Source organism: Microcystis sp. (genome assembly GCF_048564745.1).
GTDB lineage: Bacteria > Cyanobacteriota > Cyanobacteriia > Cyanobacteriales > Microcystaceae > Microcystis > Microcystis ichthyoblabe_A.
In genome coordinates this window covers 1-15,225 of the sequence record NZ_JBLZRT010000146.1, presented here as the reverse complement: position 1 = coordinate 15,225, position 15,225 = coordinate 1, and the positions used below count along the sequence as shown (strand labels likewise).

Sequence of the window (15,225 nt, the reverse complement as noted above, 5' to 3'; positions counted from 1 at the left end):
ATTCTTGGGCTGCCCATTTCTCCATTTTTTTGCTTACCTCCACCTTGATTCCTTCTTTCAAAACTATACCTATCAATCGTTTCCCCTTTTTTTAAGTTTCTTCTCTTTTTGTTAAGAAAGATCCGACTAATGGATAGCCTTGATAAGGGGGGTGCCGATAGGCGGGGGGATCCCCCTTGATAAGGGGGGTGCCGATAGGCGGGGGGATCCCCCTTAATAAGGGGGGCATCTGATAATTTTTAACGCCTACCTACTTAATTCAGGAGTTATTATGCTAGAACAAATGATGAAGATGTTAGAAGGGCAACAAATAGGCCCCTATCGTCTTAATAAGTTTCTTGGTGCGGGTGGTTTTGGTGGTGTATTTCATGCTAGTGAAATGGTCAGAAATACATCGGTTCAAGAAGTTGCTATTAAAGTTATCCCCGAAAGTAGCGATGATAAATTAATTGAGTTAACAAATGCCAGAAAGTTAGAACATTCTAATTTAATTAAGGCTTATTCAGTGGGGGAATTTACTTTTCTCAATACGGAGATGCTTTATTTAGTGATGGAATTGGCACAGGGTAGCCTAGAAAATCACATTGCCAAAGGCGGTTTGTCATCGGGTGAAATTAAAAATATTACTGCTCAAGTCGCCCAAGGTTTAAATTATCTTCATGGACAAAATAAAGTGCATCGAGATTTAAAACCGGGTAATATCCTCAAGGTTAATCAACAATACAAGTTAGCAGATTTTGGCTTAATTAGAACTTTAAATAACAAAAGCCACACTCAAACCGTCCACAATAGCGGTACAATTATTTATATGCCTCCCGAAGCCTTTAGGGGGGATATTTCCTCAGCTTGGGATCTGTGGTCATTAGGTATTATGTTAATCCAAATGACGACTAATCAACTTCCCTATAAGTTTAATAATGATATTAACCAGTTAATGGCGAAGGTGATGAATTGTGAGCTACAAATCCCCAGTTTACCGAAAGAGTTTAAACCGATTATTGAAGGGTGTTTGCAAAAAGATAGAAAACAAAGATGGACAGCACAACAGGTTTTAAATGCCTTACAACCTGTGGGATGGAATTCTCCCCCTTCACCTCCACCAGCACCGGCAGCAGTCAAAAAGCCTGTTTCACCTACTCCATTTACCGAAAAACTACCCAATCGAGTCACACTGGAGATGGTGAGCTTACCAGCAGGTGAGTTTCTCATGGGTTCTCCTGACAGTGATCCCGATGCTTGGGATGCTGAAAAGCCTCCACACCAAGTTAAAGTCAACAGTTTTGCGATTGGGAAATATCCAGTGACTCAGGCACAATATGAAGCGGTAATGGGAAAAAATCCCTCTCGGTTTAAAAACAATCTGCAAAATCCGGTAGAAAGGGTTAGTTGCAACGACGCTAAAGCCTTTTGTCAAAAATTGAGTCAAATAACAGGGAAAACCTATCGCCTACCGACGGAAGCGGAATGGGAATATGCTTGTCGTGCGGGGACCACTACTCGCTATTATTTCGGTGATGATGCTAATCAGTTAGGAGATTACGCTTGGTATAAAGGAAATTCTCGGTATAAGACTCATCCTGTTGGTGAGAAAAAGCCCAATGCTTGGGGACTCTATGACATGAGCGGCAATGTTTTCGAGTGGTGCGAGGACGATTGGCATAATAGCTATGAGAATGCGCCAAAGGATGGCAGTGCTTGGCTGACAAATGATACTGATTATCAAATAGTGCGGGGCGGTTCTTGGTCTTTTAATCCCAATGACTGCCGTTCCGCTTACCGCAGCAGCAACGACCGCCGCGACTACATCGACCTCACCATCGGTTTTCGGGTGGTGTGTGGTGTGGGGGGGGAAAGTATCGCTACTGTAACATCTACACCCCTACCTAAAGAATCGCCAACTCCACTGACAAACTTTATCGAAAAACTGCCCAAGGCAGTAACACTAAAGATGGTGAGCTTACCAGCAGGTCAATTTCTCATGGGATCTGCTGACAGTGATAATGAAAAGCCTCAACACCAAGTTAAAGTCAACAGTTTTGCGATTGGGAAATATCCAGTGACTCAGGCACAATATGAAGCGGTAATGGGAAAAAATCCCTCTCACTTTAAAAACAATCCCCAAAATCCGGTAGAAAATGTTAGTTGGAACGATGCTCAAGCTTTTTGTCAGAAATTGAGTCAAATAACAGGGAAAACCTATCGCCTACCGACGGAAGCGGAATGGGAATATGCTTGTCGTGCGGGGACTACTACTCGCTATTATTTCGGTGATGATGCTAATCAGTTAGGAAATGACGCTTGGTATAACCGAAATTCTCAGAAGACAACTCATCCTGTGGGCCAGAAACAGCCCAATGCTTGGGGACTGTATGATATGAGTGGCAATGTTTGGGAGTGGTGCGAAGACGATTGGCACGATAACTATATCGGAGCGCCAAAGGATGGATCTGCGTGGCTTATCAAGAACGATAATCGTTCTCAGTCTCTTAAGTGTCTGCGCGGCGGTTCTTGGTACGACTACCCTAATCTCTGTCGTTCTGCCAACCGCAGCGGGGGCAACCCCCTCGGCGACTACATCAACTACGGTTTTCGGGTGGTGTGCGGTGCTGGGAGGACTCTATAACCCTTATTTTCTTTTTACCCTTTTTTCAATTTTTCTCTTTTTCCCGCCTAGCGGCGGGTCGATTTTTTTTTGAGAAAATTGAGGTGGCATGAGTAGAAAACGGGTTTCTCCGAGAAACCCGTTTTCTGTGGGTTACTCAAGGGATTTAGGATAATATTGGTGGAAGTCCTCGATTTACCTGATCAAATCATTCAACAGTCCCAAGGAGCTATGGATATTCGTCACCTAGGTTCTTTGGAGTCCTCCCGTCTCCCGTCTCCTATTGTAAAGTTTTGTGAATTTTTCTGGGAATAGGGCGTTTTGTAAAAATAGATACAGAATTGTATGTTATATATATTAGTGGGTGATTAAAAAAGTTCTAAACACTATTTGCAGCTCGGAGAAAATGATTATGTCCACAGAACAACAAGCTCGTGCGTTAATGATGCGTCACCACCACGCCGTCAAAAATCGTCAACAATCGATGTTAGGCAGAAGTGCTTCTGAAATCGGTATTGACAATGACAATGGCCACGGGGAAACCGTTCAACGTCGCTTCTCGGCCGACTTCTCTTCCTAAACTTATGATCGCTCTGGTGCTACTCTGAGTTAGGCTCTGAGATTTCGCCAAAGTGTCAGCTTTCAATCTTAGAATTAAGTGAACAATCAGCCCACACAAACCGAAATCGGAAGGTGTGGGCTTTCGATTTTTAGAGATAGGGGTCAGTCTTGGGCCGATTACGGGATTTCATCGGGATTTATGCCTAATTGCCGTAATTGTGCCGCTAAACGTTCCGCGCGTTGACGTTCGCTTTCGGCCTGTTGAGAGGCAGCCCTGGCCCGTTGACGTTCGATTTCGGCCTGTTGAGAGGCAGCCCTGGCCCGTTGACGTTCGATTTCAGCATTCTGACGTTCGATTTCGGCTAATTCCGCAGGTAGGAGGATTAAATTGCCATCTAGGTCATAAAAACGCAGCCAAGGAGCTTCTTCTCGTTGGATGCTGCCCATCCAGACTCCTAACCATAATCCCAAACGTTGACACCATAACCAACCGCGATGGTCGGGAATAATTTCTTGATAGCATTGATTTTGGTCTAAAGCCCAACCTTGCAGGGAAGTGGCATCAAAGGGATTATAAACAAAGTATTGGGAACAGCGAAAAGTCCGCTCATAGAGGTCTTTTTTGGTAGTTAAATCGATTTTTGCGGTGCTTTCTGACATTAATTCCACGATCACATCGGGATAACGTCCGTTTTCGTTCCAAACCACCCATCCTTGTCGTTTATAACTACCATCGATATCGAGGACAACGAAAAAATCGGGGCCGCGAAAATCTTTATTAAAAACCCGCTCACGGCTAAAGTAAATAAACATATTACCGCCAACAAAAAAGTCTTCTCGATCCTGATAGGCTTGTTCGATAGAATCGATTAAGACATTCATGGCCTTGCGGTGACGGTAGGTTTCCAAAGGTTCTCCATCATCAAAAATCAAGTCTTCCGGGGGAATGGGAGGTTCTTCCCAATCGATAACTGGAGGAGTGAGAGGTTGAGTCATCGGGGTTACGTCCGGGATAGAGATGGTTTTATTTTATTTGCAAGACGAGGCGATATTTAGGTTGTCCGGTTCGCAATTTTTCCATGGCTTCATTCACCCGGGAGATAGGATAGGTTTCTGTGACTGGTTCAATGCCATGGCGAGAGGCAAATTCAATCATTTTACTGACGGTACTGGGACTACCCAAAGGACTGCCGGAAATCGATTTTTGACCCATAATCAAGGGAAAAGCGTAGGTAGCCATGGGTTCAAGAACAGCGCCAACAATATGCAGACGACCTTTGGGACGTAAACAGGCGATATAAAGACCCCAATCGAGATTAACGTTAACGGTAGAGATGATGAAATCAAAGTAATTTTGTACCGATTGCAAAGCTTCGGGGTCTCTGGAATTGATAAAATGAGTCGCTCCTAGTTCTTTTGCTTCCGTTTCTTTGTCGGGACTACTGGAAAAAGCGGTTACTTCGCAGCCCCAAGCTTTGAGGAATTTTAAGGCTATATGGCCCAATCCACCAATACCAATGACACCAACTCGGGCCGTGGGTTTAATATTAAATTGGACAATGGGATTAAAAACGGTAATACCACCACAAAAAAGCGGGCCAGCTTTAGCAGCATCTAACTGGTTCCCCAGGGGAACTAACCAACTATGATGAGCGCGGACTCTTTCGGCAAAACCGCCATGGCGACCGACGATAGTTCCTTCGGCAGTGGCACAAAGGTTTTGATCCCCCGACATACAAGTTTCACAGGTGGAACAGGAACGGGAAAACCAACCCAGACCGACTCTTTGCCCTAATTTTAACTCTTTGACTTTAGCACCAAGAGCGGCGATCGTGCCGACCACTTCATGGCCAGGGACAAAGGGATAGGTGGTCAGTCCCCAATCGTTATCGAGCATACTTAGGTCACTGTGGCAGATGCCGCAATATTCCACCGCGATTTCTACATCTTCATCCCCTAATATACCCGGATCGTAGTCAAAAGGCTCTAGTTTTCCGCCTTTTTCTCGGGCAGCATAGGCTCTAATCATGATTAAGTCCTCTAGGATCGGTTTATTGGTTATCTTATCCTAAATTGCTCTGAGTATGGCTTGTCCTCAATCCTGTTTACAAGGTATGGAAAAGTGGGAAGTGGGGAGAAGGGAACGGATTTGATCTGGTCAGCGATCGCCAAATAGTCACAAGCGTGATTTTTTGGTGCTACAAAGAATAGGCAGCGGAGGCATCAGCAAAATTACTGGTTTTGGGTTACTCTTGATATATGGTCCAACAAACCGATCTGGGCAGGCTTGCGGACTTTACCAATAAGTTTTGTTAGCCTCGGAGGAAAACTACCAGCTTTCATCTGGGGCAAGATTAGGCGAGGTAAAAAGCCCTTTTCTAATTTGGGGATAATTTTTGTCAGCGATTGTATCCTATTAACTATCGTTATTATTAGAGCGTCATGGGAAAAGTTATCGGCATCGACTTAGGGACAACCAACAGTTGCATTGCCGTACTCGAGGGGGGTCAGCCGATTATAGTTCCCAACTCGGAAGGGGGAAGGACTACTCCTAGTATCGTGGGATTCGGCAAGGCCCAGCGCCTAGTGGGACAACTGGCCAAACGTCAGGCGGTCACTAATGCCGAAAATACCGTCTATAGCATCAAACGCTTTATCGGTAGGCGTTGGCAAGACACAGAGGCAGAAAGGGGACGAGTTGCCTATCATTGCCAACGCGGTCGCGATGATACCGTCAATATCAAAATTCGTGATCGGGAATTTACTCCCCAAGAAATCTCGGCCATGATCCTGCAAAAATTAAAGACCGATGCCGAGGCCTATCTGGGAGAACAGATTAACGAGGCCGTGATTACAGTTCCTGCCTATTTTACCGATGCCCAACGTCAAGCTACTAAAGACGCGGGCATGATCGCAGGACTAGAAGTATTAAGAATTATTAACGAACCCACCGCCGCCGCCCTAGCTTACGGTTTAGATAAACAAAACGAAGATCAACATATCCTCGTTTTTGACCTAGGGGGAGGAACCTTCGACGTTTCCATCCTGCGACTGGGGAAGGGAGTCTTTGAAGTGAAAGCCACGGCCGGCAATAACCATCTTGGGGGGGACGATTTTGATAACCTCTTAGTGCGGTGGCTGGTGGAGAACTTTCAAAGCCAAGAAAACATCGATCTGTCCAGCGATCGCATGGCGATCCAAAGACTGCGAGAAGCCGCCGAAAAAGCCAAAATCGAGCTTTCTAGCATGATTACCACCTCGATCAATCTCCCCTTCATCGCCGCCGACGAAACCGGCCCTAAACACCTAGAATTAGAACTAACTCGCGCTAAATTTGAGGAATTAACCAGAGAATTAGTGGAAAAAACCCTCGGACCCGTACAACAATCCCTCAAAGATAGCGGACTGCAGCCTAGCGATATCAATCGTGTTATTCTCGTTGGTGGTTCCACCAGAATTCCCTCCGTCCAGGAATTAATCTCCCGGTTCTTTTCTACTGGCCAGATCGATCGCTCTGTTAACCCCGATGAGGCCGTTGCTTTGGGGGCAGCGATTCAAGCTGGAGTTTTAGGTGGAGAAGTGGAAGATATCCTCCTACTCGATGTCACCCCCCTTTCCCTCGGCATTGAAACCCTCGGCGAAGTCTTTACCAAAATTATCGATCGCAATACCACTATCCCCACCAGTAGATCTCAGGTTTTCTCCACCGCTGCCGATGGTCAAACTTCGGTGGAAATTCATGTTCTGCAAGGGGAAAGAGCTATGGCCCAGGATAATAAAACCCTCGGTAAATTTCTCCTGACAGGAATTCCTCCCGCTCCTAGGGGGGTGCCACAAATTGAAGTGGCCTTTGAGATCGATGTCAACGGCATCTTGAAAGTGGCCGCCAGCGACCAAGGCACCGGCAAAGAACAAAGCATTTTAATTAGCCATACTGGAGGGCTGAAACCGAACGAAATTGAAAAAATGCGCCTAGAAGCCGAAAAATACGCCGAATCCGATCGCCTTCGTCTGCAAATGATCGATATTCGCCACCAATCCGATAGTCTTTTCTATAGCTACGAAGTCACCCTCAGGGAAAACAGTCAGTTAGTCGCCCCCGATATCCGGCAACTGGCCGACCAGAAGCGGCAACAGTTGGAAATCGCTCTGCGCGACCCCTCCCTATCTCCAGAAAAGCTAAAAACCACCTTGGCAGAATTTCGTCAGATTGTCCTCGAAATCGGTACCCGCATCTACACTGGTGGACAAGAGCAAAACCAAACCCTTAACGGTACTGGTTTTGAACCGATCGATATCACCGAAAAACTGACTCGAACCACCCGCACCCAAGCCACTTCCTCGAATACCTTCACCAATGGGCCAACCCTCTCCCGCACTAGAACCAGAACCTATAGTAATCTGGAAACTCAATCCACCCAATCGGGCAGTGATGATGATCCCTACGATGGGGAAGAAATGAGCGCCAGTGACTATGAGGCCGTAGATTAAAAAGTGATCAGTAATCAGTTATCAGTTATCAGCTTTTTTCTCCCCACTTCCCTATCTCCCCACTTCCCCACTTCCCCACTTCCCACTTCCCACTTCCTAACCCCTAACCCCTAACCCCCAACAAAAAGAAATAGTAGGGATAACCCAACTAAACTATTATGTATAGTTTGTTAAAGTAACAACTAGACTTAAACTCTATTTATAAATTGCCAGCAGAACCATAGCCCCCTATGCCCACTGATTACTACGAAATTCTAGGTGTCTCGCGAGATGCCGGTAAAGAAGACATCAAACGCGCCTATCGTCGTCTCGCCCGAAAATACCACCCCGATGTTAACAAAGAACCGGGAGCCGAAGAACACTTCAAAGAAATTAACCGCGCCTACGAAATTCTCTCGGAACCAGAAACCCGCAATCGTTATGACCGCTTTGGTGAAGCTGGGGTTTCTGGAGGCGCTGCCGGTTTTGATGCCGACAATATGGGCGGTTTCGCCGATATATTTGAGACAATCTTTAGTGGTTTCGGGGGCATGGGTGGCCAAACAACTACCCGCCGACGCACAGGCCCTACCCGGGGCGAGGATCTACGTCTCGATTTTAGACTAAAATTCCGCGAGGCAGTGTTTGGCGGCGAAAAGGAAATCCGCATCCGTCATCTGGAAACCTGTCAAACCTGTAAAGGCAGTGGGGCCAGACCGGGGACCAGTTCCCGCACTTGTACTACTTGCAATGGTGCTGGCCAGGTGCGTCGCGCCACCCGTACTCCCTTCGGTACTTTTGCTCAGGTTTCGGTCTGTCCCACCTGTGACGGTACTGGAGAGGTGATCGAGGAAAAATGCGATGTTTGCGGCGGTTCCGGACGCAGACAGGAAACCAAAAAACTGAAAATTACTATTCCTGCGGGGGTTGACAACGGCATGAAATTGCGCGTTGCCCGGGAAGGTGACGCAGGACTTAAAGGCGGGCCGCCAGGGGATTTATTCGTTTATCTAACCGTGGAAACAGATACAGAATTTCAACGGGAAGGCAATGATATTAAATCGAATATCTCGATTAGTTATATCCAAGCAATTTTAGGATGTACCATCAAAGTTAATACTGTAGATGGCCAAGAGGACCTGACTATCCCTGCCGGTACTCAACCGAACACCGTACTAATTTTAGAAAACAAGGGGGTTCCCAAATTAGGTAATCCCGTCAGTCGCGGTGATCATCGCATTACCGTTAAAATCTCGATTCCCGCCCGTGTCACGGGAGAAGAACGGGATTTACTGGAAAAAATAGCGAAAGTTCGCGGGGAAACCGTGGGGAAAGGCGGAATCGAGGGATTTTTAGGTAATATCTTCCATAAATAACTATGACTTTAGACCTGCGCGGCACTCCCTGCCCAATTAATTTTGTCCGAACAAAATTGCAATTAGAGAAAATGACCGCCGGGGAACGGTTGGAAGTCTGGTTAGATGCCGGGGAACCGATCGAACAGGTTCCCACTAGCCTGACAGTGGAGGGTTATCAGATAGAATCGATCGAGGACCGAGATAGCTTTTTTGTTCTCAAAGTCTATCGCCCCGATTCCTAAATGGTAGATGCACAATTAACCGATTTATACGGCACAGTGGTGGCCGTACAGGCGAATTTCTATCAGGTACGCTTGGATTCTCCCGTTATGGGCGATAATCTTCTCTGTACCCGTCGCGCTCGCTTGCAAAAAATCGGTCAATCGGTGATGGTTGGTGATCGGGTGCGCGTGGAGGAGGTCAATTTTGATGATCGGCAGGGTGTGATCGCAGAAGTCCTCCCCCGCAGTACCGAGATCGATCGGCCGGCCGTTGCTAATATCGAGCAGATTTTGCTAGTTTTTGCCCTTGCTGAACCCGTCCTCGATCCTTGGCTGATCAGTCGTTTTTTGGTGAAAGCTGAGTCCACAGGCTTAGAAATTGCCGTCTGTGTCAATAAAATTGATCTGGGGGAACCGGAACAAATAGAGGTCTGGGGCGATCGCCTAGCTGGTTGGGGATACCGGCCCTTTTTTGTCAGTGTGGAGAAAAATCGGGGATTTGAGGCTTTATTGGCACAATTAAACCATAAAATCACTCTCTTGGCCGGTCCATCGGGGGTGGGAAAATCGAGTTTAATTAATTGCCTAATTCCTGAGATTAATCAACGGGTGGGGGATGTGTCGGGAAAACTGCAAAAAGGTCGTCACACCACCCGTCATGTGGAGTTATTTGCTTTACCAAATCGGGGTTTATTGGCCGATAGTCCGGGTTTTAACCAACCGGATATTAACTGTTCACCGGAACAATTAACTTTTTATTTTCCGGAAGTGAGACAGCGTTTAGCTTTGGGAAATTGTCAATTTAATGATTGTACTCACCGTCGGGAACCTAACTGTGTGGTTAGGGGGGATTGGGAACGTTACCAACATTATTTAGAGTTTTTAGAAGAAGCGATCACACGAGAACAGACATTACAGAAAACCAGCACAAAAGAGTCAAGTTTAAAGTTAAAAATTAAAGAAGCAGGTCAAGAAACCTACGAACCCAAATTAGCTAATAAAAAATATCGTCGTCCCTCCCGTCGCGGCAAAAATCAAGATCAGGAACGCTACGAAAATAAAACTCTCCAAGATATTTATAATGATGATTCTGAATAGAATGGGTTAGGATGCTTGTAAATATTCAGGGTCACTAAAGTAAGAATTGGGAAAAGATGTTAAGGGGTGTTATACTTTGAGTCCATTTGCTGCATTTTTTGATAGACTAATTCAGAAATTTTTGGGAAAATTTGCCAATTTTGAGCGTAGGCAGCATCTTGGGTAAATACAGCTAAAATATAAGCAACTTGACCATCATTAATATAAGCTACCTCACTACGACTGTCACTTGTCCAACCAGCTTTAGAAGCAAATTCTTGGATATTTTTAGGGTCACTGTTGGCAAAATATTCACCAAAAAATCCTTTAATGGGATTAAAATGACCTTGACCTTGATTCGGGTCAATATTTTTCCAGCTGCCATCTTGCATCATGTTTATTCTGTTCAAATAGTATCGCATCTCCTGACTAGATTCTGGTGATATAGCTTGTCCTGTAATAATTTCATACATTAATCTAGCAGCTTGTTCAGTTGTAATTTTATTTCTAATCGGATTTTTAGGATCATTGCCTCTCATTTTTAAATCAGCACCTTGAGGTTTAAACATTTTTTTAGAAGGAATGGGATAGGTTTTTTGGTTAATATTGATACCATTATAACCTGCATCAACAAAATATTGATTAAGTAGATTTCTTTTTTTTAACCACTCTTGATAGTCTGACTGGCTCATATTTTTATGATTTGATTTTGCTCCAGTGATAGCATCAACAATATTACTTGATTCTTCATTGTCTGACTTTCCGATCATTTCTTGAATTTCAATAGTATATTCTCCTATATCTCCTTGATGATAATTAACATAACCGTACAGAGCGACTAGCCAAAAAAGCTTGACAACACTAGCAGGAAATCTTCCTATATTTCCTTGATAATTTTCGCTACTATTGGTTTTAAAATCGATTAAGCTAATTGATAATTTCTCAGTTGGTAAGTTATTCTCTGCAACATAATCAGTGACATTTTTAATAATAGATTGTAGTTGGTCGTTCCGCTTAAAATTTGGCGGTCTATCGGGAGTATAAATAAACGTTTTTTGAAAATTGATACGATTATTATTATCAGGAATAGGCAAAGATGGCAAGGCAATTTGTTGATTATTAAGTTCAGTTTGCGAAGTGATAGGAGTTTTCATTGTGGGTATATCTGGGGTTTTATTAATTATTGACTGAGGAGATTTTCTGTAAGATATGGAGGACTTATCATCAGTTACATTTGTTGTTTTCTGAGATTGATTGAAGATTAAAAAACCGACCACAGCAAAAGTCATCGCGACTAAGCTAGATATCAACAGAAACTTTATATCTGATATACCAGTATGGTATTCATAATTGTAGTTAGATGTCTCTGTTTTTTTGTTATCTGAGTTGTTTTTCATTTTTTTGTTTCTACTTTGTGATTAATTCAACTTATCTACGAGCTAAATTTTTAATGGTTCTATATTGAGCTATTTTCCATCGTCCCCGATCATTTTGGAGATTATAGCGAACCAATGAGGTAGTAAAAGCACTATTTTTTCGATCAATTTTACCCTGACTGTTATAGAGGGTTCTTTCTTCAGTAACCACCACATCCACTGTAGCTTGATCCCCAGAAGATGTAAAATTATTAACTGAATCTATTCTCTGAACTCCATAGATATAATAAGAGCCATTATTAGCTAACCATTCGGAAGAACTTTCTTGACCATCAGAGCGTTTTATGTTGTAATCATAAGCTTTACCTGTAAGTAATTCTTCTCCTAAGTAGGTTTGATAGGAAGGACCGAAAATATCTCTTTTTGCCTTTAACCAGCGCTCGATTAAATCCACCGCTTCTGAACGAGAAATAGAGTTAACTGTCTGTTGAGGAACAGGTGAATAGACGGGTTCAGGACTGGGGGAATAGACAGCTTCAGGACTGGGTGAGGTATCGATGACACCTTGGGTGATTTTAACTTGATTAAAGTATTTAATCAGCTGCCTTTGTAAATCTTGAGCGCGATTTAAGTCACTAAAAGTTGCTACCTGAATATTACCATCATTAACAACAGCATCGCGACAAAAGTTATTTTTAACTCTCTCTAAACTATCCTCGTCAGTTACTACAACTTTATAGTAAGTATCGGTGATATTCTCATCTCCACAGACAGGTTTAGGAAACTCATTATTAATGGTAATATCTGAGTCTTGATTCTCTGGGGAAGGTGACGGAGAAATTGATTTATCTCCAGAAGAATTTGAGAGATAATGACTTAAGACAAAACCACCTAAAATGCCAGTACCGATCATACTCCCTATAATTATCGCTTTCACCCATTCAGGTAAAGTGCGGGGATTAGAAACAGGTTTTGAAGTTACAGGAGAAATTACCTGAGTAGGAGCGGGAGGAGTGGGGAGAACGATATTTGTTGCTACAATTGATGGGGGAGTTTGTAGCGCCTCTAACATCTCTTTTGCAGTTGAATAACGTTCGTTAGAGCGCAGTGAAATAGTTTTATCTAACACAGCTGCTAAACTGATATTAGTATTTAAAGCGAACTGCCGCCAATAAATTTTTCCTGTCATCGGATCGCTCTCTAACATTTCAGGAGTTTTGCCGGTTAGTAGATAAATAGCCGTCAATCCTAAAGCGTAGAGATCACTACTATAAACCGGACGACCGATCGCTTGTTCTGATGGCATAAAACCTGGAGTACCGATAACAATAGAATTAAGAGAATGGCCCGAATTAGAAACCACCGTTCCCATAGTTTCTTTAACCGCACCGAAATCAATTAGGATCGGTAAATTATCATAAATCCGTAGAATGATATTATCGGGTTTTATATCTCGATGGATAATTTTTTGTCCGTGAACATAAATTAAAACCTGTAGAATACTAACTAAAATCTCTTTGACTTGATCATCGCTAAAAACTCCTTTACTCTGTATTCTTTGGCTGAGAGTTTCTCCCTCGATAAATTCCTCGACTAAATAAAATTGATTATTTTCCTCAAAATAAGCGTATAGTTTGGGAATTTGGAGACTATTTTCGCTCAATTTTTCTAGGATAGCCGCTTCTCGCTCAAATCTTTCTTTGACGAGATTGTGAACCTGGGGATTATCATTAATCGGTTTTAGCTGTTTAATCAGACAGAGACGTTTTGATGGCATTTGGCTATCTTCTGCCAAAAAAGTCTCTCCGAAACCACCATCGGCAATTAATCGCAGGACTTTGTAACGATTTTGTAGAATTAAATCCGTCATGGGGAAACATTACCGTTTACTTAACAATCTTCACCGATAACTAATAACTGAGGTGATGGTAGGGCAAATCAGATAAAGAGGGTATTTAATTGGCCATTTATTTTGATAATCTAAATCCATCTAGACCACAAATGTTGCATCCTGTAATAAGATTTAACATTTAGCGGTAGAAACATCCCATTTCGACAACATTTGTTAACATTTTATGACTTTATCTATCTAGTGTAAAAAGCTGATTTCTTGACACACATAAGCTAGAAGATAGCGCAGTTTATCAATGAGCTTTTTCCCTAATTTTTGGCAACTTTTGCTAATTTAAGACTAGATAAGAACTCTTGTAAAAATCGGGTTAAAAGTTGATCGAAAGCTGTGAGGATATCTTTTGTTAATTCAAAAGCACCTGTTTTGATATCAATGGCTACAATAGAATGAATGAATGGTTTAGTTTTTGGAAGTCCTTTATACCTTAATCGAACTAGGTTCATCGACGGCGGCGATAATGCGATGACAACCGGAAAAGGGTTGCGCCCATTGATACTGGTGTTCTAAAGGATTACCCCAACAGAGGCCGAGATATAATTCCGTGCGCGCCACATCTAATTCCGCCCATTCGGACTGGGCGACTAATTCGGCTAGAGAATCGGCAGAAATGGGACGACGGGAGTTAAGCGCCCACCAAAAATTCATATTAGGGGTGATACTGTTCCAAAACTCTAAAACCGAGGCTTTGGCAGCCATGAGAATTTCCTTGTCACCCGCCACGGCAACTAATTGATTATGAATTTCGGGATAACGGAGAGTGCGATCGCCCCATTGACAAACACGCCAGATAATGCCCGAAACCTGATATTGTTGTTGATAATCGTGAATTTGGCGGCGAAAATCCTGATAGGCGAAGACTTTGCCCACCTTTTCTAGATTGATCGCCTTGGCAATCACCGGATTATCAATGCGCTCCGCCGGAGAGAGTAACAGACGTTCCCCTTTGCAAGTGGCGTGCATTTCTCGATCGAGGATTTCAATTAACTGCTGTGTCGAGTAAGCCATACTACCGCTCTTACCTGAGAGAGGATTTCTTTTTATCATAAACTCGAATTTCCGTAGTGGAAAGGCTCGATCGCTAGAAAATTGTCATTCATCGGACATATCGGCAGGATACCCCTTGATACTTGGGGTTTGCGGCAAAAAGCTTTTCGGTGGGGGCAGGGTGTGGGCTTCGGCCGTGAGCTCAGCCGAACGGGTGTGGGGTGTGGGGTGTGGGGAGAAACAATTCATAACTTGAGAGTTAATCACACTATTAAAAAGGGATTTATAGCGTTTCTCACACCTGTGTGGCACAGTGAAACCTTTGCTGATTAAACTTTTCACCATCGACAATGTACCTCTTGCGAACAGGAAACGCTATAGTCTAACGGTTTTACATCGGTTACTTTTTTTCTGGTCCAGAGGGCGAGAATTGTCAGGAAAAGTTAACCCATCACTCCCGCTCAAGGATTTTTATCGATTCCAGTTAATCGATCGGGAATAGTAAGTAAGTGGTTTCAATTAAATGGTTCTTCCGAACTTACCATGTAAAATCAACTAGCAAAATGCCAATTTAATAAACATCTAAGACTAAAGTTTTTAAAGTTTCTAAATCCATAGCCTCTCCTTTTAATCACCTTCAGTTTATTATTAATTCCTTCCACTG

The 15,225-nt window shown here is 43.5% G+C and carries 12 protein-coding genes; 6 read left to right on the top strand and 6 right to left on the bottom strand.

Translation table 11 applies throughout. The features are described from left to right. The first annotated feature begins 271 nt into the window (after window positions 1-271). Window positions 272-2,623 (top strand): SUMF1/EgtB/PvdO family nonheme iron enzyme, encoded by a 2,352-nt coding sequence (locus ACOCD9_RS15805; protein WP_419547928.1) that lies wholly within the window; start codon window positions 272-274, stop codon window positions 2,621-2,623. Window positions 2,624-3,014: 391 nt separating this feature from the next. Next, window positions 3,015-3,182 carry a hypothetical protein gene (locus tag ACOCD9_RS15800; RefSeq protein WP_002739262.1) on the top strand — a complete coding sequence of 56 codons (168 nt, stop codon included), beginning with the start codon at window positions 3,015-3,017 and terminating at the stop codon, window positions 3,180-3,182. 158 nt (window positions 3,183-3,340) lie between these two features. Here the strand turns inward: ACOCD9_RS15800 and ACOCD9_RS15795 are convergent, their stop codons facing one another. Next, window positions 3,341-4,159: a Uma2 family endonuclease gene (locus ACOCD9_RS15795; protein ID WP_287704486.1), complete on the bottom strand. Its 819-nt coding sequence runs from the start codon at window positions 4,157-4,159 to the stop codon at window positions 3,341-3,343. Between the two features lie 28 nt (window positions 4,160-4,187). Next, window positions 4,188-5,192, bottom strand: coding sequence for an NADPH-dependent aldehyde reductase Ahr (gene ahr, locus ACOCD9_RS15790; protein WP_419547927.1), 1,005 nt, complete (start codon window positions 5,190-5,192; stop codon window positions 4,188-4,190). Between the two features lie 413 nt (window positions 5,193-5,605). Here ahr and dnaK point away from each other — a divergent pair, with 413 nt between their 5' ends. The 4 genes from dnaK (at window position 5,606) to rsgA (ending at window position 10,310) form a co-directional block, all read left to right on the top strand. Next, on the top strand, window positions 5,606-7,654 hold the full coding sequence (gene dnaK, locus ACOCD9_RS15785) for a molecular chaperone DnaK (protein WP_287704490.1): 2,049 nt from the start codon (window positions 5,606-5,608) through the stop codon (window positions 7,652-7,654). A 230-nt stretch (window positions 7,655-7,884) separates the two neighbouring features. Continuing rightward, entirely contained in the window at window positions 7,885-9,009 is a 1,125-nt protein-coding gene (gene dnaJ, locus ACOCD9_RS15780) for a molecular chaperone DnaJ (RefSeq protein ID WP_419547926.1), read from the top strand. Window positions 9,010-9,011: 2 nt separating this feature from the next. Continuing rightward, window positions 9,012-9,233 (top strand): sulfurtransferase TusA family protein, encoded by a 222-nt coding sequence (locus ACOCD9_RS15775; protein WP_002738399.1) that lies wholly within the window; start codon window positions 9,012-9,014, stop codon window positions 9,231-9,233. Beyond that, a complete protein-coding gene (gene rsgA, locus ACOCD9_RS15770) occupies window positions 9,234-10,310 on the top strand; it encodes a small ribosomal subunit biogenesis GTPase RsgA (RefSeq protein ID WP_419547925.1) in 1,077 nt (358 codons plus the stop codon). A 59-nt stretch (window positions 10,311-10,369) separates the two neighbouring features. Here rsgA and ACOCD9_RS15765 read toward each other — a convergent pair whose 3' ends face one another. The 4 genes from ACOCD9_RS15765 to ACOCD9_RS15750 all read right to left on the bottom strand — a co-directional run. Beyond that, on the bottom strand, window positions 10,370-11,686 hold the full coding sequence (locus ACOCD9_RS15765) for a serine hydrolase (protein WP_004163679.1): 1,317 nt from the start codon (window positions 11,684-11,686) through the stop codon (window positions 10,370-10,372). Window positions 11,687-11,717: 31 nt separating this feature from the next. Beyond that, a complete protein-coding gene (locus tag ACOCD9_RS15760; protein WP_419547924.1) occupies window positions 11,718-13,535 on the bottom strand; it encodes a protein kinase domain-containing protein in 1,818 nt (605 codons plus the stop codon). A 459-nt stretch (window positions 13,536-13,994) separates the two neighbouring features. Further along, window positions 13,995-14,582 (bottom strand): hypothetical protein, encoded by a 588-nt coding sequence (locus ACOCD9_RS15755; RefSeq protein WP_287704498.1) that lies wholly within the window; start codon window positions 14,580-14,582, stop codon window positions 13,995-13,997. Between the two features lie 530 nt (window positions 14,583-15,112). Next, the coding region (locus ACOCD9_RS15750) for a transposase (RefSeq protein ID WP_036400142.1) at window positions 15,113-15,225 on the bottom strand (113 nt) is incomplete at its 5' end.

Coding starts and splice junctions, on each gene's coding strand:
- ACOCD9_RS15795 (WP_287704486.1), bottom strand. CDS start 4,159: ATGACTCAACCTCTCACTCCTCCAGTTATCGATTGGGAAGAACCTCCC.
- ACOCD9_RS15775 (WP_002738399.1), top strand. CDS start 9,012: ATGACTTTAGACCTGCGCGGCACTCCCTGCCCAATTAATTTTGTCCGA.
- ACOCD9_RS15800 (WP_002739262.1), top strand. CDS start 3,015: ATGTCCACAGAACAACAAGCTCGTGCGTTAATGATGCGTCACCACCAC.
- dnaK (WP_287704490.1), top strand. CDS start 5,606: ATGGGAAAAGTTATCGGCATCGACTTAGGGACAACCAACAGTTGCATT.
- ACOCD9_RS15760 (WP_419547924.1), bottom strand. CDS start 13,535: ATGACGGATTTAATTCTACAAAATCGTTACAAAGTCCTGCGATTAATT.
- ahr (WP_419547927.1), bottom strand. CDS start 5,192: ATGATTAGAGCCTATGCTGCCCGAGAAAAAGGCGGAAAACTAGAGCCT.
- dnaJ (WP_419547926.1), top strand. CDS start 7,885: ATGCCCACTGATTACTACGAAATTCTAGGTGTCTCGCGAGATGCCGGT.
- ACOCD9_RS15805 (WP_419547928.1), top strand. CDS start 272: ATGCTAGAACAAATGATGAAGATGTTAGAAGGGCAACAAATAGGCCCC.
- ACOCD9_RS15755 (WP_287704498.1), bottom strand. CDS start 14,582: ATGGCTTACTCGACACAGCAGTTAATTGAAATCCTCGATCGAGAAATG.
- ACOCD9_RS15765 (WP_004163679.1), bottom strand. CDS start 11,686: ATGAAAAACAACTCAGATAACAAAAAAACAGAGACATCTAACTACAAT.
- rsgA (WP_419547925.1), top strand. CDS start 9,234: ATGGTAGATGCACAATTAACCGATTTATACGGCACAGTGGTGGCCGTA.